Origin of the sequence: Burkholderia sp. MSMB1826 (assembly GCF_001526325.1) — a bacterium.
Classification (GTDB): Bacteria; Pseudomonadota; Gammaproteobacteria; order Burkholderiales; family Burkholderiaceae; genus Burkholderia.
Genome location: NZ_LOYN01000034.1, coordinates 1 through 16944, shown reverse-complemented (window position 1 = coordinate 16944; position 16944 = coordinate 1). Strand labels below are relative to the sequence as shown.

18 protein-coding genes are annotated in these 16944 nt (G+C 67.9%); 8 read left to right on the top strand and 10 right to left on the bottom strand.

The window, feature by feature from the left end:
• Positions 1-27: 27 nt before the first annotated feature.
• Positions 28-1563 (top strand): efflux transporter outer membrane subunit, encoded by a 1536-nt coding sequence (locus tag WS95_RS21965; RefSeq protein WP_059785282.1) that lies wholly within the window; start codon positions 28-30, stop codon positions 1561-1563.
• On the opposite strand, the gene WS95_RS21960 is transcribed toward WS95_RS21965, so the two are convergent.
• Both WS95_RS21960 and WS95_RS21955 read right to left on the bottom strand, forming a co-directional pair.
• Entirely contained in the window at positions 1541-3001 is a 1461-nt protein-coding gene (locus tag WS95_RS21960; protein WP_059825903.1) for a heavy metal sensor histidine kinase, read from the bottom strand. The two genes, WS95_RS21965 and WS95_RS21960, sit on opposite strands and share 23 nt — an antisense overlap.
• Positions 2998-3675 (bottom strand): heavy metal response regulator transcription factor, encoded by a 678-nt coding sequence (locus WS95_RS21955; protein ID WP_059825962.1) that lies wholly within the window; start codon positions 3673-3675, stop codon positions 2998-3000. The genes WS95_RS21960 and WS95_RS21955 overlap by 4 nt, the downstream gene beginning before the upstream one ends.
• Before the next feature lie 407 nt (positions 3676-4082).
• On the opposite strand from WS95_RS21955, the gene rbsK reads away from it, so the two are divergent.
• From rbsK to WS95_RS21940, 3 genes are read left to right on the top strand one after another with little or no spacing between them, the layout of a single operon-like run.
• Positions 4083-5009, top strand: coding sequence for a ribokinase (rbsK, locus tag WS95_RS21950; protein WP_059825899.1), 927 nt, complete (start codon positions 4083-4085; stop codon positions 5007-5009).
• A gap of 40 nt (positions 5010-5049) precedes the next feature.
• Complete coding sequence (fucP, locus tag WS95_RS21945; RefSeq protein ID WP_034209377.1) at positions 5050-6423, top strand: L-fucose:H+ symporter permease; 1374 nt, start codon at positions 5050-5052, stop codon at positions 6421-6423.
• 2 nt (positions 6424-6425) lie between these two features.
• On the top strand, positions 6426-7490 hold the full coding sequence (locus WS95_RS21940) for an aldose 1-epimerase family protein (protein ID WP_059825897.1): 1065 nt from the start codon (positions 6426-6428) through the stop codon (positions 7488-7490).
• A gap of 34 nt (positions 7491-7524) precedes the next feature.
• On the opposite strand, the gene deoR is transcribed toward WS95_RS21940, so the two are convergent.
• Positions 7525-8295 (bottom strand): DNA-binding transcriptional repressor DeoR, encoded by a 771-nt coding sequence (deoR, locus tag WS95_RS21935; RefSeq protein WP_034209379.1) that lies wholly within the window; start codon positions 8293-8295, stop codon positions 7525-7527.
• Between the two features lie 146 nt (positions 8296-8441).
• Here deoR and deoC point away from each other — a divergent pair, with 146 nt between their 5' ends.
• The 3 genes from deoC (at position 8442) to WS95_RS21920 (ending at position 11433) form a co-directional block, all read left to right on the top strand.
• Entirely contained in the window at positions 8442-9122 is a 681-nt protein-coding gene (deoC, locus tag WS95_RS21930) for a deoxyribose-phosphate aldolase (protein WP_059825894.1), read from the top strand.
• Between the two features lie 269 nt (positions 9123-9391).
• Positions 9392-10303, top strand: a complete 912-nt coding sequence (locus tag WS95_RS21925) for a phytanoyl-CoA dioxygenase family protein (RefSeq protein ID WP_059825892.1) — start codon at positions 9392-9394, stop codon at positions 10301-10303.
• Positions 10304-10566: 263 nt separating this feature from the next.
• On the top strand, positions 10567-11433 hold the full coding sequence (locus WS95_RS21920; RefSeq protein ID WP_059825959.1) for a DUF2071 domain-containing protein: 867 nt from the start codon (positions 10567-10569) through the stop codon (positions 11431-11433).
• Positions 11434-11452: 19 nt separating this feature from the next.
• Here WS95_RS21920 and WS95_RS21915 read toward each other — a convergent pair whose 3' ends face one another.
• The 4 genes from WS95_RS21915 to WS95_RS21900 all read right to left on the bottom strand — a co-directional run bounded on the left by WS95_RS21915 (position 11453) and on the right by WS95_RS21900 (position 13415).
• Positions 11453-11659 carry an anthrone oxygenase family protein gene (locus WS95_RS21915; RefSeq protein WP_257139930.1) on the bottom strand — a complete coding sequence of 69 codons (207 nt, stop codon included), beginning with the start codon at positions 11657-11659 and terminating at the stop codon, positions 11453-11455.
• Positions 11660-11764: 105 nt separating this feature from the next.
• Positions 11765-12187: a type II toxin-antitoxin system VapC family toxin gene (locus WS95_RS21910; RefSeq protein WP_034209383.1), complete on the bottom strand. Its 423-nt coding sequence runs from the start codon at positions 12185-12187 to the stop codon at positions 11765-11767.
• Positions 12178-12432: a type II toxin-antitoxin system Phd/YefM family antitoxin gene (locus WS95_RS21905; protein WP_034209384.1), complete on the bottom strand. Its 255-nt coding sequence runs from the start codon at positions 12430-12432 to the stop codon at positions 12178-12180. Before WS95_RS21905 ends, WS95_RS21910 begins: the two co-directional genes overlap by 10 nt.
• A gap of 152 nt (positions 12433-12584) precedes the next feature.
• The gene (locus WS95_RS21900) at positions 12585-13415 is read right to left on the bottom strand and encodes an NmrA family transcriptional regulator (protein WP_059825890.1); all 831 of its coding nucleotides are present in this window, start codon (positions 13413-13415) and stop codon (positions 12585-12587) included.
• Between the two features lie 95 nt (positions 13416-13510).
• On the opposite strand from WS95_RS21900, the gene WS95_RS21895 reads away from it, so the two are divergent.
• Complete coding sequence (locus WS95_RS21895) at positions 13511-14173, top strand: TetR/AcrR family transcriptional regulator (RefSeq protein ID WP_059825887.1); 663 nt, start codon at positions 13511-13513, stop codon at positions 14171-14173.
• 72 nt (positions 14174-14245) lie between these two features.
• Here the strand turns inward: WS95_RS21895 and WS95_RS21890 are convergent, their stop codons facing one another.
• From WS95_RS21890 to WS95_RS21880, 3 genes are all read right to left on the bottom strand, one after another.
• Positions 14246-15100, bottom strand: a complete 855-nt coding sequence (locus tag WS95_RS21890) for a 3-hydroxybutyryl-CoA dehydrogenase (protein ID WP_059825884.1) — start codon at positions 15098-15100, stop codon at positions 14246-14248.
• Between the two features lie 38 nt (positions 15101-15138).
• Positions 15139-16332, bottom strand: a complete 1194-nt coding sequence (bktB, locus tag WS95_RS21885) for a beta-ketothiolase BktB (protein ID WP_059825882.1) — start codon at positions 16330-16332, stop codon at positions 15139-15141.
• Positions 16333-16380: 48 nt separating this feature from the next.
• A partial coding sequence (locus tag WS95_RS21880) for a 4Fe-4S dicluster domain-containing protein (protein ID WP_179950221.1) occupies positions 16381-16944 on the bottom strand: 564 nt, incomplete at its 5' end.

The following is a 16944-nucleotide window of genomic DNA, read 5'->3' as shown; positions in this document are numbered from 1 at the left end:
TCGACGACGACTCCCGAGATCCCTGCCATGCGCCTTCCTCATCCGCTCCCGTTCGCCCGTCGCGCCGTCGCGCTCGGCGCCGCCGCGGCGTCGGCCGCGTTGACCGCGTGCTCGACGCTGCCGCCGTATTCGCCGCCCGCCGTCGCGGTACCCGCGCACTACGCGGGCGCCTCGGCCGCGCAGGCCGGCTGGCGCACCGCGAGCCCGGCCGACGCCGCCGCGCGCGGCGCCTGGTGGACCGTCTTCGACGATGCCGACCTGAACGCGCTCGAAGCGCGCATCGACGTGTCGAACCAGACGGTGAAGAAAGCCGTCGCCGAGTTGCAGCAGGCGCGCGCGACGGTCGACTATCAGCACGCCGGGTTCCTGCCGACGATCACCGCGGGCGCCGCGCAAAGCCGCGCGCGCGTGTCGCAAAACCGGCTCGGCTCGTCGCTCGCCGGCAAGACGACGCCCGACTATCAGGCGGGCGTGGCCGCGAGCTGGGAACCCGACGTGTTCGGCCGCGTACGCGACGCGGTGACGGGCGCGCAGGCGGACGCCGCCGCGAGCGCGGCCGATCTGCAGGCCGTGAAGCTGTCGGTCACGGCCGAACTCGCGACCGACTATTTCGCGCTGCGCTCGCTCGACACGCAGAAGCAGCTGCTCGACGACACCGTGCGCGCGTACGCGGACGCACTGACGCTGCTCAAGCGGCAACTCGCGGCCGGAGCGATCGATGCGTCGGCGGTCGCACAAGCCGAGACCCAGCTCGAATCGACGCGCACGCAGGACACCGACATCGACGCGTCGCGTGCGCAGTTGCAGCACGCGATCGCGACGCTCGTCGGCGAGAGCGCGTCGACGTTCGTGCTGCCGCCGCGCGTGCAGGCGTTCCACGTGCCGGCGATTCCGGCCGGCGTGCCGTCGCAACTGCTGGAGCGGCGGCCCGACATCGCGGCGGCCGAGCGCCGTGTCGCGGCCGCGAACGCGCGGATCGGCGAGGCGCGCGCCGCGTTCTTCCCGGATCTCGTGCTGTCGGCGAGCGTCGGCCTCGAGAGTTCGTTCTTCGCGCCGTGGCTCACCGCGCCGAGCCTGTTCTGGTCGCTCGGTCCGCAGCTCGCCGGCACGCTGTTCGACGGCGGCCGCCGCAGCGCGTCGCTGCGCGGCGCGCATGCGCAATACGACGGTGCGGTCGCCGACTACCGGCACACCGTGCTCGTCGCGTTCCAACAGGTCGAGGATCAGTTGTCGGCGCTCGACGCACTCGCGTCCGAAGCCGGCAGCCAGCAGCGCGCGACCGACGCGGCCGATCTGTCGCTGCGGCTGACGACGAATCGCTTCAACGCGGGCGCCGTCAGCTATCTGGACGTGGTGACCGCGCAGACGATCGCGCTGACGAATCGGCGCACGGCCGATCAGATCGACGCGCGCCGGATCGAGGCCGAAGTCGGGTTGCTGAAGGCGTTGGGCGGCGGTTGGCAGGCGAGCGTGGGCGTGGATGCGGAATCGAACACCGGCGCGATGGAACACGCACCGGCCGCGCGACCCGCACCCGCCATCACACTACCGCCAGCCGGTTGAACGTAAGCGTGAAACGCGTGCCGAGCGTGTCGCTTTCGACCTGCGCGGTACCGCCGTGGAGCTCCATCACCGAGCGCACGATCGCGAGGCCGAGCCCGGCCGTGCCGCCCGGCGCACCGCCGCTGCGCGCGGGGTCGCCGCGCACGAACCGGTCGAAGATCCGCGGCAGCAGCGCGCGATCGATCGGATCACCCGGATTCGCGACGACGACGCGCACCGCATCGGCGGTTTCGTCCACGCTCAGCGTGATGACGCCGCCGGCGGGCGTGTAACGCAGCGCGTTCGCGAGCAGGTTGCCGACGGCGCGGCGGAACAGCTCGACGTCGGCGGTCAGCTGCCCCTGCCCTTCGACGCGCAACGTCGAGCCCGCTTCGTCGGCGAGCCCCTCGAAATACTCCGCGATGCGCTCGAGTTCGTCGCGCACGTCGAACGCGCGCTGCCGGGTGACGAAGCTCGGATGCTCGGCACGCGCGAGAAACAGCACGTTCTCGATCATCCGCGCGAGACGATCGTATTCCTCGAGATTCGATTCGAGCAGCGCCTGGTACTCGTCGGCCGAACGCGGCCGCGCGAGCGCGACTTCGGTGGCGCCGCGCATGTTGTTCAGCGGCGTGCGCAGATCGTGCGCGAGATCGGCGCTGAATTGCGACAGATGCGCGAACGCCTGCTGCAGGCGGCCGAGCATCGCATTCTGCGCATCGACGAGCGCGCGCAATTCGGGCGGCGCGCGCGACGCGTCGAGCCGCGTGTCGAGCTTGTCGACCGTGATCCGGCCGGTGTTGTCGACGATCTCGCGCAGCGGCGCGAGCGCCGTGCGGATCAGCCAGTAGCCGAGCAGCAGCGCGAACAGCGCGCCGAGCCCGCCGGCGAGCTTGAGCCGGTCGCGGTAACCGTCGAGCAGATCGGCCCTGTCGCGCATGTTGCGGGCGATCGCGATGCGGATCGGCGTGCGGTCGCCGAGCGTGGCCTCGATCACGACGCCGCGCATCGGCGTGCCGCCGTCGGCGGTCCACGTGACGAGCCGGTCGGCCGTGATCCGGTCGTCCGCGGGAACCGGCACCGCGTGCGGCGCGAACAATTGCGCGTCGGCCAGCGGAACCGATGCGGCCGCGGGCGCATCGTCGGGCGCGGCGAGCCGGACGTTGTGACGTGCGAGCACGTCGCCCCGCGCATCGACGGCGGCCATCGACAGCGCCTCGTTGCCCAGCACCTGACTCGTCAGCCGCTCCGCATGCGCGCGAACCGCATCGAGCGACTCGAGCTCGCCCGCGAGCCGGCGCGTGTGGCGCGCGGCCAGCACGATGTCGAGATCGTCCTGCGTATTCACCTGCCGCTCGAGGCCCGCATACACATACGCGCCGACGAGCGCGAACGCGGCGAGCGTGGTCGCGGCGAACGCGAGCGCGAGCGTCGCGGCCAGCGAGCGCGGGCGCGTCATGCGTCGTCCTTCGGTTCGAGCACGTAGCCGACGCCGCGCACGGTATGGATCAGCTTGACCGGGAACGCGTCGTCGATCTTCGCGCGCAGGCGCCGGATCGCGACCTCGACGACGTTGGTGTCGCTGTCGAAATTCATGTCCCACACGTACGAGGCGATCTGCGTCCGGCTCAGCACCTCGCCCTGTCGGCGCGCGAGCAGTTGCAGCAGCGAGAATTCGCGCGGCGTGAGGTCGATCCGCGTGGTGCCGCGCTTCACGCGGCGGCGCACCACGTCGATGTCCAGATCGCCGACCGCCAGGTGCTCGGTCTCGCGCGGCGGCCCGCGCCGCGCGAGCGTGCGGATGCGGGCGAGCAGCTCGACGAACGCGAACGGTTTCACGAGGTAGTCGTCGGCGCCGAGTTCGAGGCCGTGCACGCGGTCCTGCACGTCGTCGCGCGCGGTCAGGAACAGCACCGGCGTCGTGTGCGTGTCGCGCAGCCGCTTGAGCACGCCCCATCCGTCGAGCACGGGCAGCATCACGTCGAGCACGATCACGTCGTAACGCTCTTCCTGCGCGAGCGTCAGCCCTTCGCCGCCGTCCTTCGCGAGATCGACGCTGAAGCCCGATTCCTCGAGCCCCTTCTTCAGGTACGCGCCCGTCTTCGGCTCGTCTTCGACTATCAGGATGCGCATGGCCGGCTCCGTCGCTTGCATGGGGACATCCGGCGATGTTACCCGGAAACGGCGACGCGGCCGCTCACCGTGCAGGCGCGAACGGCGTAGATAACAAAACGGTAATCGGCCGGTCATCCTGGCGTGCGGCCGCGAAGCGCGCGACATGGCTCGCATCGCGCCGCGCAACGAAAACCCGAGAACGCGGCATCGTTCGCGTAACGACTCCCAGCGGCCCCCCCGATGAATCCGAACCCGCTTCAACGCGGCGGAACGAACAATTCGTCCGGCCGGATGCCCGCCCCCACAAGTGACCCTTCTAACATCATAGGATTGCATTTTCACATTCAATGTGATTTTATTATCACCTGTCACAAGCCGCCGCCGACCACGCGCGCGGCGCCCCCCATACCAAGGAAGAGACGCAGATGGAGACGATCGCCGTCATCGGCAGCAACATGGTCGACCTCGTGACCTATGTCACGCGCATGCCCGCCCGGGGCGAAACGCTCGAGGCGCCGAACTTCGAACTCGGCTGCGGCGGCAAGGGCGCGAACCAGGCCGTCGCGGCCGCGCGCCTCGGCGCGCGCGTCGTGATGGTCACGAAGGTCGGCGACGACGTGTTCGCCGACAACACGATCCGCAACTTCGAGCGCGAAGGCATCGACACCACGCACGTGCGCAAGGTCGCCGGCGTGCCCAGCGGCGTCGCGCCGATCTTCGTCGAGCCCGATTCGAGCAACAGCATCCTGATCGTCAAGGGCGCGAACCGCCATCTGCAACCGGCCGACGTCGATGCGGCCGCCTCGATGCTCGCCGACTGCGCGCTGATCGTGCTGCAGCTCGAAATCGAGCTCGACACCGTCTATCACGCGATCGAACTCGGCGCACGGCACGGCATTCCCGTGTTGCTGAACCCGGCCCCGGCCGTCGCCGACCTCGATTTCGAGCGCATCCGTTCCGTCGAATTCTTCGTGCCGAACGAGACCGAGCTCGCGATCGTGTCGGGCATGCCGGTCGATTCGCGCGACAGCGCGACCCGGGCCGCCGAAACGCTGGTCGCGCGCGGGCTCAAGCACGTGCTCGTCACGCTCGGCGACAAGGGTTCGCTGCTGGTATCGCGCGACGGCGCGCGCCACGTGCCGGGCGTGCCGGTCGACGCGCGCGATACGACGGGCGCCGGCGATGCGTATATCGGCTGCTTCGCGCGCTGCTATGCCGCGTCGCGCGACGCCGTCGACGCGATGCGTTACGCGTCCGCCTACGCCGCGCATTCGGTCACGGGCCTCGGCACGCAGAAGTCGTACGCCCACGCCGCGACGTTCGAACGCTTCCTCCGCGACGCCGGCATCTGACCGGCGCCTTCATCGACGAGACATTGGGAAGGAGACACCCATGAGCCGAACCCGGATCGAACACACACCCGACGGCTATTATCTGAATCGCACGCCGCTCTTCGCGTTTACGCTGCTGTGCTGCCTGTTCGCGCTGTGGGGCACCGCCGCGAACCTGAACGACGTGCTGATCGCGCAGTTCAAGAAATCGTTCTTCCTGTCCGATTTCGAATCGGCGTTCGTGCAGTCGGCGTTCTATCTCGGCTACTTCTTCCTCGCGATTCCGGCCGCGACCGTCGTGAAGAAGTTCAGCTACAAGACGACGATCCTCGTCGGCCTGCTGCTCTACACGACCGGCTGCCTGCTGTTCTTCCCGGCCGCGTCGATGGCGAAGTACGGGATGTTCCTCGTCGCGCTGTTCGTGATCGCCGCGGGCCTGTCGTTCCTCGAAACGGCATCGAACTCGTATTCGACGTTGATGGGCCCGCGCGACACCAGCACGCGGCGGCTGAACATCTCGCAGACGTTCTATCCGTTCGGCGCGATGGCCGGCGTCTACATGGGCAGCTTCCTGATCTTCAAGGAAGGCGACGCGTCGCACGCGCAGCTCGCGGCGATGTCGGCCGCCGAAGCCCACACGCACCAGCTCGCGATGATTCAGGCCACGCTCGAACCGTACAAGTGGCTGATCGTCGTGCTCGCCGCCGTGTTCGTCGTGTTCGCGCTCACGCCGTACCCGGCGTGCAAGGGCAACGGTGCGAGCACGGTCACGCACCGGATCGACGCGCGCGGCACGCTCGCGCGCCTGTTCGGCAACCGGCGCTTCGTCGCGGGCGTGGTCGCGCAATTCCTGTACGTCGGCGCGCAGGTCGGCGTGTGGAGCTTCACGATCCGGCTCGCGATGCAGATCGGCGGCCTCACCGAGCGCGGCGCGTCGCGCTACCTGCTCGCGACCTTCTTCGCGTTCTTCGTCGGCAAGCTGGTCGCGACGCTCGTGATGAAGCGCGTCGGCCCGGCCAAGGTGCTGATCGTCTACGGCATCCTGTGCATCGCGCTGCTCGCGTATACGATCAGCGTGCACAACATCACGGCCGTGTATGCGGCCGTGTGCGTGAGCATCTTCCTCGGCCCGTGCTGGCCGACGATCTACGGACTGACGATCGACGGCCTCGGCAAGGACACCGAATACGGCGGCTCGATCCTCGTGATGAGCATCGTCGGCGGCGCGGTCGTGCCGCTGATCCAGGGGCTGATCTCCGATCACACGGGCGGCAACATGCAGCTCGCGTTCGTCGTGCCGCTCGCGTGCTTCGTCGTGATCGTCTACTACGGCTTCTACTGCCTGCGTCACCTGCCGGCGGCCACGCCCGACGCGGCGGCCGACGAGCACGCGTCCGCGCGCTACGCCGCGACGCGCCACACGTCGGGAGCCTGACCATGCGCGGCGAGATCGAACTGCGGCGCGACGATTTCCGCGAAACACCGCGCACGCTGTACCGCACCGACGGCATCACCGTCACCGCGTTCGCGTATCCGTCCGGCGTCGAGGCGCTGAAGCTCGAGAACCGCCGCGGCCATCTCGTCGTGCTGCCGTATCTCGGCCAGATGATCTGGGCCGCCGAATTCGACGGTCGCGACCTGACGATGAAGCACATGTTCCGGCAGCCGAGGCGCGCGACGTCGATCGTCGATACCTACGGCTGCTTCATGTTCCACAGCGGGCTGCTGCGCAACGGCTGCCCGGGGCCGGACGACACGCATGCGCTGCACGGCGAGATGCCGTGCGCGCCGATGGATCGCGCGAGCCTGGTCGTCGGCACGGATGCGCGCGGCGCCACGGTCGAAGTGACAGGCGAATACGAGTACGTGCAGGGCTTCGGCAGCCACTACGTCGCGCGTCCGTCGGTGCGGCTGACGGAGCACGATGCGCGGATGACGATCGCGATGGACGTGACGAATCTCGGCGGCGCGCCGATGGACCTGATGTACATGGCCCACCTGAACTACGCGTACGTGCCGGGCGGCCGCTTCGTGCAATCGCTCCCGAGCGGCGGCCTGCGGCTGCGCGACAGCGTGCCCGCGCACGTGAAGCCGACTGCCGCGTGGCGCGACTACACGGCGACGCTCGCGCGCGAACCGGCGCGGCTCGCGACGCTCGATGCGCCCGCGCTGTACGACCCGGAGATCGTGTTCTTCATGAACGACGTGGAAACGGATGCCGACGGCGTCGCGCATTTCCGGCTCGCGCATCCGGACGGCGGCGCGTTCCATACCGCGTACCGCCCCGCGCAATTCCCGCACGCGACGCGCTGGATCCTGCACAACGCGGATCAGCAGGTCGCCGCGTTCGCGCTGCCGTCGACCTGCGAGCCGGAAGGTTACGAAGCCGAACGCCGCAAGGGCCACGTCGCGGCGCTGGCGCCGGGCGCGGCGCGCCGCTTCGAAGTGGTCACCGGCTACTTGAGCGCGGCGGAAGCGCGCGATGCTCGACGCGATGAATAGCGCGACGCTCGGCGCGCTGCACGCCCGCGCCGCATCAGGTCACGAGCGCGATCCCGTGCTCGCGGATCGCCGTTTCGTAGCGGCGGCTCAGTTGCCCGTCGGAGATCACGTAGTTGAAATCGGTCAGTTCGGCGAAATAGGCCGCGCGCACTTCGTCGAACTTCGTGTGATCGACCAGCAGGAAGCGGTTCTGCGCGCGCGCCATCACCTTCTTCTTCGCATCGACTTCGTGGAAGTTGAAGCACGTGACGCCGCAGCGATCGCTCACGCCGGCCGCCGAGATGAACGCCTTCGACACGCGCACCGAATCGAGGATGCCCGTTTCGGCGACCGATTCGAACACCATGTTCTGGCGGTGATACGCGCCGCCGCACAGGATCACGTTGCAATGCGGCTTTTGCTGCAGCTTCGCGAACACGTTCAGCGAATTGCAGACCGCCGTGAATTCGAGGTCGTCCGGAATGAAATCGACGACGAACGGCGTGGTCGACCCGCAGTCGACGAAGATCGTGTCGCCGGTCGTCACGAACTGCGCGGCCAGCTTGCCGATGCGGCGCTTTTCCTCGGTCTGCCGGTTGTTCTCGGCGCTGATCAGGTATTCGCCGATGTCGCTGCGCTGCGCGGCGAAATGGCGCGTCACGTAGCCGCCGATCAGGCTGAGGCCGTGCGGGTTGTCCGCGAGATCGCGGCGGATCGTCATTTCGGACACGCCGAACAGCTCGGCGACTTCCCGCAGATGAATCGCGTTCTGCCCTTGCAGCACGTTCATCAATGTCTTGATCCGTTCGCCCTTCTTTGTTTCCATGCCTGTATCCTGCGTGCCCGTCGCGTGAGTCGCTCGTCGTGCCGGGCGCGCAGGCCCGGCCGGAATGTCGTATTTGTAACAAACCGATGTGAAAACATCAACTTTCCGTGTGCCCTTTCCGCACACGATCCGTGGAGTCCTGACACATGCCGCTTTCCAACGCCCAACTCGCCCAAACCATCGATCACACGCTGCTCGCGCCCGACGCGAGCGACGCGCAGATCCGCGAACTCTGCCGCCAGGCGGCCGAGCATCGCTTTTACTCGGTCTGCGTGAATTCGGCGAACGTGCCGCTCGCCGCGCGCGAACTGGCCGATACCGGCGTGCTCGTCTGTGCCGTGGTCGGCTTTCCGCTCGGCGCGGGGCTGTCCGCCGCGAAGGCATTCGAAGCCACCGCCGCGATCGCGGCGGGCGCCGGCGAGATCGACATGGTGATCAACATCGGCGCGCTGAAGAGCGGCCGCGTCGACGACGTGAAGGCCGACATCGACGCCGTGCACCGCGCCTGCGGCACGGTGCCGCTCAAGGTGATCCTCGAAACGGGATTGTTGACCGACGACGAGAAGGTGCGCGTGTGCGAGATGTGCCGCGATCTCGGCGTCGCGTTCGTGAAGACGTCGACCGGGTTCGGCCATGGCGGCGCGACGCTCGCGGATGTCGCGCTGATGCGCCGCACGGTCGGGCCGACGCTCGGCGTGAAGGCGTCGGGCGGCGTGCGCGACCGCGCGGCCGCGCTCGCGATGCTCGAGGCCGGCGCGACCCGGCTCGGCACGAGTTCGGGGGTGGCGATCGTCACGGATCAGGGCGGCGGCGGGTCGGGGTACTGACGCGCGAACGGCCGGCTTTCGCGCACGTGCGTCACGCGTCGAGACCGGCCGTCGAAATACCTCGCGCGAGCCCGACCATGCCGCGTCGCCCGGCGATTGCGCGCCCGCGCGGCCAGGTCGCCGGACACCCGCAGACGCCTCGTCGGCTGCTCCGCCGTCGGCAATCAACGTAAGATATCGAACAGAAGCGTCCCGCGCGAAAATACGAAAATCGAAAAAGAGGCCGTCTGCATCGCTTCGCGATCCGTGAACTCATCGTCAAGGCTCCAATGCAAGCCCATCTTCGGTCCCGGTTCCATCACGACGGCTTTGCGGTCATCGACGGGCTGATCGACACCTCGGAGATCGAAGACTTGCGCGAAATCGGCCATCGTCTGCTCGGCGGCCGCACGGGCTACGCCGAGGGCCTGATGTTCGATTTCTATCCCGAGTCGAACGGGCGCGATTTCGAGCCTCAACTTCTCCAACTCCACTGGGCATCCTATTTCGAGCGTCGGCTATCGAGGCTCCGTATCCGCCGCGCCGCGTTCGATATCGCCAAGACGCTGCTCGGCCCGAACGTTCGTTTCGCCGGCGACAGTTTTTTCCTGAAGCAGGCGCATACGGACACCGTGACGCCCTGGCATCAGGACGACGCGTTTACCGACGCGCGCATCGACCATCGCGAAATCAACTTCTGGATTCCGTTGCAAGCCGTGTCGATCGACAACGGGTGCATGCAGTTCATCCCCGGATCGCATCGGTACGACGTCCTTCCGCATGCACCGCTCGGGGGCGACGTGACCGCCCATGGACTCGAGTGTGTCGGCGGATTCGATCCGGCACGCGCCGTGGCATGTCCGTTGATGCCGGGAGACTGCACCGTGCATGCGGGGCGCACGCTGCATGCCGCGGGGGCCAACTTCTCGGACCAGCCGCGGTACGCGTATGCGCTCAATTTCCGGTTACCGCGACGGCGCTCGAGTATCGCGACGAACTTCCCCTGGCACGACACGTGGCGGCCCTCGCGCATCGAGCGCGCGCGGGTGTCCCGGAGTCTACGGGGGTGCTGGCCGTACCTTCGACGCGAACTGTACACGTTCGACTTCCGCAATCCGTTCGAGTGGCAACTCGCGGGCGGCAGGATCGCGCGTTGGTTGAGCGTGTCGCGGCAACGGATGCACGAACCCGAGCCGGAATGAATCGTGGCGGGATCGCTGGAGCGCTGCCACATCTCCGGTACGTGCGGGTCGACGGCAATTTTTCCGTCGATTCCGGCGCACCGACATCCGCATTCGATCCGAAGCGCCGATTGCGATCGATCATCCGCACGCGTGCGTCACGCGTGAAAACCGGCCGGCGGAATCCATCGCACGAGCAGCACCTTACGGCGGCGCCCGGCAACCGCACGCGGTTCGGCCAACGACGCTGCCCCCTCTTCCGCGCACGCGACAAGCCCGGCACAATGCCGCCCATGCGCTACGATAACGCCTTCGTTTACCCGTCCACCGGCCTCGCCGGCCGGATCGCCAACCGGATCGTCGCGAGCGGCTCGCTGCTGCGCGCACGCCGCACGCTGCTGTCGCGGCTACCGTTCCTGCAGCTCGCGAGCGACGTCGAACATGTCGTGTATTGCACGTGGGTCGTCGATGTCGCGGCCGTCGCACACCTCGTGCCGCGCGGCGTCACGCTCGCGAGCCGCGGCGGCCGCACGCTGTTTACAACACTCACCTACCGGCACCGGCACTTCGGTCCGCGGCTCGCGGGTCCGCTGCGGCGCGTCTTTCCGTCGCCGCTGCAGAGCAACTGGCGACTCTACGTCGACGCGCTGCCGGACGGCGCGCCGGCGGAGCGCACCGTGCTGTTCGTGAAGAACGTGTTCGACCACCCGCTCTATGCGCTCGGCAGCCGGCTTTTCAGCGACGCGCTGCCGTCGCATCTGGCGCGGCCCTTTACCCATGCGGTACGCGATGGACGCTACGACACGCTGCTGGCGGGAAGCGGCGGCAGCGCGCCCGACTTCCGCTGCACGGCGCAAGCGTCGGACGATCGAACGCTGCCCGACGCGTTCGCGCCGTTCTTCAACGACTGGCGCGATGCCGTCGCATCCGTGTCGCTGCAGCACTCGGCGATCGCGCACGTCGAAGACTGCGACCGCCTCGCGTACGCGTCGATCGACCTGCCGATCGACGTCGACGCCGTCCGGCCGCTGAAGACGGTCGGCCCCGTGGGCGAGAGCGACTTCCTCGCACGCATCGGCGCCACCGGCGAGCCGATGTGCTTCGTCGTTCCCGACGTCGCGTTCCGCGTGCTCTCCGAGCGGTTGCTGTAGCGCGCGGATCGGCGCGGCGCTACCGCGCCGCAATCCCCGCGATAAAAGACACGCACGCGGCCGCCGACGCCACCGTGCGCACGTGATTCCACCTCATCCAGTCGTGCAGGTAGCGCGCCCACAGCGCCGCGCCGTGCGTCGTGGCCGGATCGGCCGCGGCGAGCGCATCATTGAGCGGCACGTTGACGGCCAGCGTCACCGCGAACATGCCGAACACGGACAGCACACCTGGCAAGCCCCGCGGTCCGGATCGGTCGCCGACTGCTTCCAGATTCATCACGGCACCTCAAAAGTGGGCATCGCGTACGCGACACGCACAGCTCGAGGTCAATCACGCCGATGCTGACGTTTGCGGTACTCGCACCGTAAGACCCGGGAGGTCGGCAAAATCCGCCACATTCAGCGTCATCAACGTATAGCCTCGCTCGATCGCCTGCGCGGCAATCCACAGGTCGTTGTAACGCGGACGTGGCGAGCGGCCGGCCTGCTTGACGGCGGCGGCAAGCACCCCGAACGCGGCTGCGGTATGACGCGTGACGTCGAGTACCGGCCGCCGCTCGAGCTGGCGCAGATACGCAGCTCGACGCGCGCGCTCCGCAGCGTCTGCGCAGGCCTGCACGCCGAACGCCAGTTCGCCCAGGGAGATGGTCGAGATAAACACCGGCGCATCACCGGCAGTGTCGATCACGGCGCGCGATTCGACCGTTCCGCCGGCGAGCCCGACCCACACGCAGCTATCGATGATCATGCCCATGGGTCACGCACCCCGTCTTCGAAGCCTTCGCGGCTGTCGCGCAGCCAGCGTGCCGCGTCTTCGGCGCCCAGGCTCACTGGCAAATCGGCGAGTGCTTCGGCAGCACGCATCATGGGCTCGGCGGGCACCAGACGGGCGATCACCGTCTGATTGCGTTCGACCACGATCGTTTCGCGACGCTGGGCGACCTGATCGAGGATCTGGCGGGTATGGCGAGCCAGTTCTGTGGCGGTGATGGTCGGCATGGCGGCCTCCTGTGCGTGGAATACGTATTATACGTAATCCACGCATCGACCGCCGTCATTTCGACAGATCGGCTCGCCGAAAAAGATGTCTTTGGCCCCATGGAAAATCAAGAACTTGGCCGCTCACAACAACGCTGAAGTCACGAACACGATCACGGTCGGGCGTTCCACACGCCGGTCGCGGCGGCCGCACGCGCATAGTCGGCGAAATCGCGCGCCGGGCGCCCGAGCGTGGCCTCGACGCCGTGCGTCACCGCGCTGTTGCGTCCGTCGAGCACCACGTCGAACAGGTCGTCGAGCAGCGCGACGATCGGCGCCGGTACGCCGGCCTCGCGCAGCCCCGCGACGAACGCGTCGTGCGGAATCTCGCGATAGGCGATCGGCCGCCCGGCAGCCCGTGCGATTTCGTCGACCGCTTCGGCGAACGTCAGTGCGCGCGGGCCCGTGACCTCGATCACACGGTCCGCGAACCGCGCATCGGTGAGCGCGGCCACGGCCACGTCCGCGATGTCGTCCGCATCGACGAACGGCTCGGGCACCGCGCCGGCCGGCAACGCGACTTCGCCAGCCAGCACGCCGTCGAGCAGATAGCCTTCGGAGAAGTTCTGGTTGAACCAGCTTGCACGCACGACACCCCAGCCCACGCCCGACGCCTGCAGCGCAGCCTCGGCGGCCTGCGCACGCGGCTCGCCGCGCCCGGACAGCAGCACCACGCGTTCGACGCCACGCTCCCGCGCGAGCCGCGCGAATTCGGCGATCGCGTCCACCGCACCGTCCACGGCCAGATCGGGCTGATAGGTCACGTAAGCGGCCGACACGCCATCGAGCGCGGCCGGCCAGGTGTCGGGCGCCGTCCAGTCGAAGCGCACCGCCGACGTGCGCGACACCGGTCGCGTCGCGAGGCCGCGCGTGCGCAGCCGGGCATCGACGCGGGCGCCCGTCTTGCCCGAACCGCCGACGATGAGGATGGGAAGTGCCGACATGTGCGTCTCCTTTTTGGAAAAACACGAGAATGTCTCGCGTTTTAAAAACACGATAGACTCTCGCATTAATAACGTCAAGTTTTTCGGGAGGCGGCATGGGCCGGCAAAAATCGGGGCAGAGCGACGAGCCCGACACGGCGGCGGACGCGCCGGCGCGTGCGCGGCTGGTACCGACGCAGCAGCGCAGCCGCGAGCGGTTCGAGCGCATCCTCGCGTGCGCATCGGAAGTGATGATCGAGAAAGGTTGCGACGCGTTCCGGATGAGCGACATCGTCGAACGCACGGGCATTTCGTTCGGGTCGCTGTATCAGTACTTTCCGGACAAGGCGGCCGTGATCGGCACGCTCGCGGAGCGCTACAACGCCGTCGGCCACGACTGCGTGCGGCGCGATCTCGCCACGATGAAGACGCTCGACGACCTGCACGGCACGCTCGCACGCATCACGGACAGCTACTACCGGATGTTCGTCGACGAGCCGCTGATGCGCGACATCTGGCGCGCGACGCAGGCCGATCGCGCGCTGCAGGAACTGGATCGCGCGGACGGCGAATTCCTGGCCGCACTGTTCGCGGATGCGCTGGCGGAAGTCGCGCCCGACACGACCCGCGCGCAACGCAGCGCATTCGCGGAACTGATGATGATCCAGATCGCGGCGGCCGTGCGCCATGCGATCACGCTGCCGCCGAAGGCGGCGCGGCAGCTTCTGTCGATGTTCAAGCGCGCGTTGCCGCGCGACCTGTCGATACTCGACGCGTAATCCCGCCGCGCGTGCCGCACAATGCACACGGCCGCCCGAAGGCGGCCGCGCGAAGAGGCACCGATGCGCCGCTTACTTGCCGTAGTCGTACACCCCGCGTCCCGTCTTCCGCCCGAGGCGCCCCGCCGACACCATCTCGCGCAGCAGCGGGCACGCGCGATACTTCGGATCCCCGAAGTCCTTCAGGAACACGTCCATCACCGCGAGGCAGACGTCGAGCCCGACGAGATCCGCGAGCGCGAGCGGCCCGATCGGATGATTGGCACCGAGCTTCATCCCCGCGTCGATCTCCTCGGCCGACGCGATGCCTTCCGCAAGCACGAAGAACGCTTCGTTGATCATCGGCACCAGGATCCGGTTCACGACGAAGCCCGGCGAATTGCGCACGCCGATCGGCGATTTGTCGAAACGCTCGGTCAGCGCGCGCACGGCCGACGCGGTCGCGTCGCTCGTCTGCAGCCCGCGGATGATCTCGACGAGAGGCATCAGCGGCACCGGGTTGAAGAAATGCATGCCGAGGAAACGCGACGGATCGGCAAGCGGCGCCGCGAGCGCGGTGATCGAGATCGACGACGTATTGGTCGCGATGATCGCGTCGGGCCGCGCGACCGACTCGATCTGCTTCAGGATGCGGCCCTTCAACTCGACGTTCTCGGTCGCCGCTTCGATCACGATGTCGACCGCCGCGAGCTTCGCGTAGTCGGTCGACGTCGCGATGCGCGCGAGCGCCGCATCGCGTGCGGCCGCGTCGAGCTTGTCCTTCGACACGAGCCGCTCGAGGCTGCCCTTCAGCGTCGCGAGGCCCTTGTCGAGCGCGGCGTCGCTGACGTCGATCATCACGACGCTGAGTCCGGCAACGGCCGCGGTTTGCGCAATGCCGTTGCCCATGGTTCCGGCGCCTACGACGCCGACGGTTTCGATGGTCATGACGATTCCTGTGTGTTCGGGTGCGGAGCGCTCGATTATCAGATGTTCTCGAAGATCGCGGCAATCCCCTGGCCGCCGCCGATGCACATCGTCACGAGCGCGTAACGGCCGCCGATACGCTTCAGTTCGTACAGCGCCTTCACCGTGATCAGCGCGCCGGTCGCGCCGATCGGGTGACCGAGCGAGATGCCCGAGCCGTTCGGGTTGACCTTCGCGGGATCGAGGCCGAGTTCCTGCGTGACCGCGCAGGCCTGCGCGGCGAACGCCTCGTTCGCTTCGATCACGTCGAGATCGGCGATCTTCAGGCCCGCGCGTTCGAGCGCCTTCTGCGTGGCCGGCACCGGACCGATGCCCATGTATGCAGGATCGACGCCCGCGTGCGCATACGCGACGAGGCGGGCGAGCGGCTTCACGCCCTGCGCGCGCGCAGCGTCCGCGCTCATCATCAGCACGGCAGCGGCCGCGTCGTTGATGCCCGACGCGTTGCCGGCCGTCACGGTGCCGTTTTCCTTCACGAACACCGGCTTGAGCTTCGTGAAATCGTCCGCGCTCGCGTCGTGCCGCACGTGCTCGTCGGTGTCGAACGCGACTTCGCCCTTCTTCGTGCGGATCGAGATCGGCAGGATCTGATCCTTGAAGCGCCCTTCCGCGATCGCGCGCGCCGCGCGACGATGCGATTCGAGCGCCAGCGCATCCTGCGCGTCACGCGAGATGTCGTACTTGCGGGCGACGTTCTCGGCCGTCACGCCCATGTGGATCGTCTGGAACGGGTCGTGCAGCGCGCCGAGCATCATGTCGACGAGTTTCGCGTCGCCCATGCGCTGGCCGAAGCGCGCGGCCGGCACGGTGTACGGCGCACGGCTCATGCTCTCCGAACCGCCGCCGATCGCGACGTCGGCATCGCCGAGCATGATCGTCTGCGCGGCCGACACGATCGCCTGCAGGCCCGAGCCGCACAGGCGGTTCACGGTCAGCGCCGGCGTGTGCTGCGCGACGCCGCCGTTGATCGCCGCGACGCGCGCGAGATACATGTCCTTCGGCTCGGTGTTCACGACGTGGCCGAACACGACATGCCCGACCGAATCGCCCGGCACGTTCGCGCGCGCCAGCACTTCGGCGACCACCTTCGCGCCGAGATCGGTCGGCGAGAAATCCTTCAGGCTCCCGCCGAAATCGCCGATCGCGGTACGGACACCGCTCACCACCACGACTTCCTTCGCTGCATTGCTCATCGTCTCACTCCGGTTCGTTCGCGCCCGCGGGCGCAGGATGCGTTTGCGTTACATGTTCGGGTAATTCGGCCCGCCGCCGCCTTCGGGCGTGACCCACACGATGTTCTGCGTCGGGTCCTTGATGTCGCAGGTCTTGCAGTGCACGCAGTTCTGCGCGTTGATCACGAGCCGCTCGCTGCCGTCGTCGTTCTTCACGAACTCGTACACCGCCGCCGGGCAGAACCGTGCCTCCGGCCCCGCGTACGTGCGCAGGTTCACGTTCACCGGCACGCTCGCGTCCTTCAGCGTCAGGTGCGCCGGCTGGTTCTCTTCGTGGTTCGTGTTCGAGATGAACACCGACGACAATCGGTCGAACGTCAGCTTGCCGTCCGGCTTCGGATACGCGATCGGCTCGCACTGCGACGCAGGCTTCAGCATCTCGTGGTCCGCATGCTGGTGATGCAGCGTCCACGGCACGTTGCCGCCCATCACCTTCTGCTCGATGCCGACCATCAGCGTGCCGAGGTACAGGCCCTTGGCCATCCACTGCTTGAAGTTGCGCGCGCGGTACAGCTCCGTGTACAGCCACGATTGCTTGAACGCGTCCGGGTACGCGTTGAGTTCGTCCGACTG

Bases quoted from the DNA above. Each gene is read 5' to 3' on its own strand.
- WS95_RS21920 (WP_059825959.1), top strand. From the start codon at position 10,567: ATGCCGCCCATGCGCTACGATAACGCCTTCGTTTACCCGTCCACCGGC.
- WS95_RS21960 (WP_059825903.1), bottom strand. From the start codon at position 3,001: ATGACGCGCCCGCGCTCGCTGGCCGCGACGCTCGCGCTCGCGTTCGCC.
- fucP (WP_034209377.1), top strand. From the start codon at position 5,050: ATGAGCCGAACCCGGATCGAACACACACCCGACGGCTATTATCTGAAT.
- deoC (WP_059825894.1), top strand. From the start codon at position 8,442: ATGCCGCTTTCCAACGCCCAACTCGCCCAAACCATCGATCACACGCTG.
- WS95_RS21955 (WP_059825962.1), bottom strand. From the start codon at position 3,675: ATGCGCATCCTGATAGTCGAAGACGAGCCGAAGACGGGCGCGTACCTG.
- WS95_RS21925 (WP_059825892.1), top strand. From the start codon at position 9,392: ATGCAAGCCCATCTTCGGTCCCGGTTCCATCACGACGGCTTTGCGGTC.
- WS95_RS21910 (WP_034209383.1), bottom strand. From the start codon at position 12,187: ATGGGCATGATCATCGATAGCTGCGTGTGGGTCGGGCTCGCCGGCGGA.
- bktB (WP_059825882.1), bottom strand. From the start codon at position 16,332: ATGAGCAATGCAGCGAAGGAAGTCGTGGTGGTGAGCGGTGTCCGTACC.
- WS95_RS21965 (WP_059785282.1), top strand. From the start codon at position 28: ATGCGCCTTCCTCATCCGCTCCCGTTCGCCCGTCGCGCCGTCGCGCTC.
- WS95_RS21940 (WP_059825897.1), top strand. From the start codon at position 6,426: ATGCGCGGCGAGATCGAACTGCGGCGCGACGATTTCCGCGAAACACCG.
- WS95_RS21890 (WP_059825884.1), bottom strand. From the start codon at position 15,100: ATGACCATCGAAACCGTCGGCGTCGTAGGCGCCGGAACCATGGGCAAC.
- deoR (WP_034209379.1), bottom strand. From the start codon at position 8,295: ATGGAAACAAAGAAGGGCGAACGGATCAAGACATTGATGAACGTGCTG.
- WS95_RS21905 (WP_034209384.1), bottom strand. From the start codon at position 12,432: ATGCCGACCATCACCGCCACAGAACTGGCTCGCCATACCCGCCAGATC.
- rbsK (WP_059825899.1), top strand. From the start codon at position 4,083: ATGGAGACGATCGCCGTCATCGGCAGCAACATGGTCGACCTCGTGACC.
- WS95_RS21900 (WP_059825890.1), bottom strand. From the start codon at position 13,415: ATGTCGGCACTTCCCATCCTCATCGTCGGCGGTTCGGGCAAGACGGGC.
- WS95_RS21895 (WP_059825887.1), top strand. From the start codon at position 13,511: ATGGGCCGGCAAAAATCGGGGCAGAGCGACGAGCCCGACACGGCGGCG.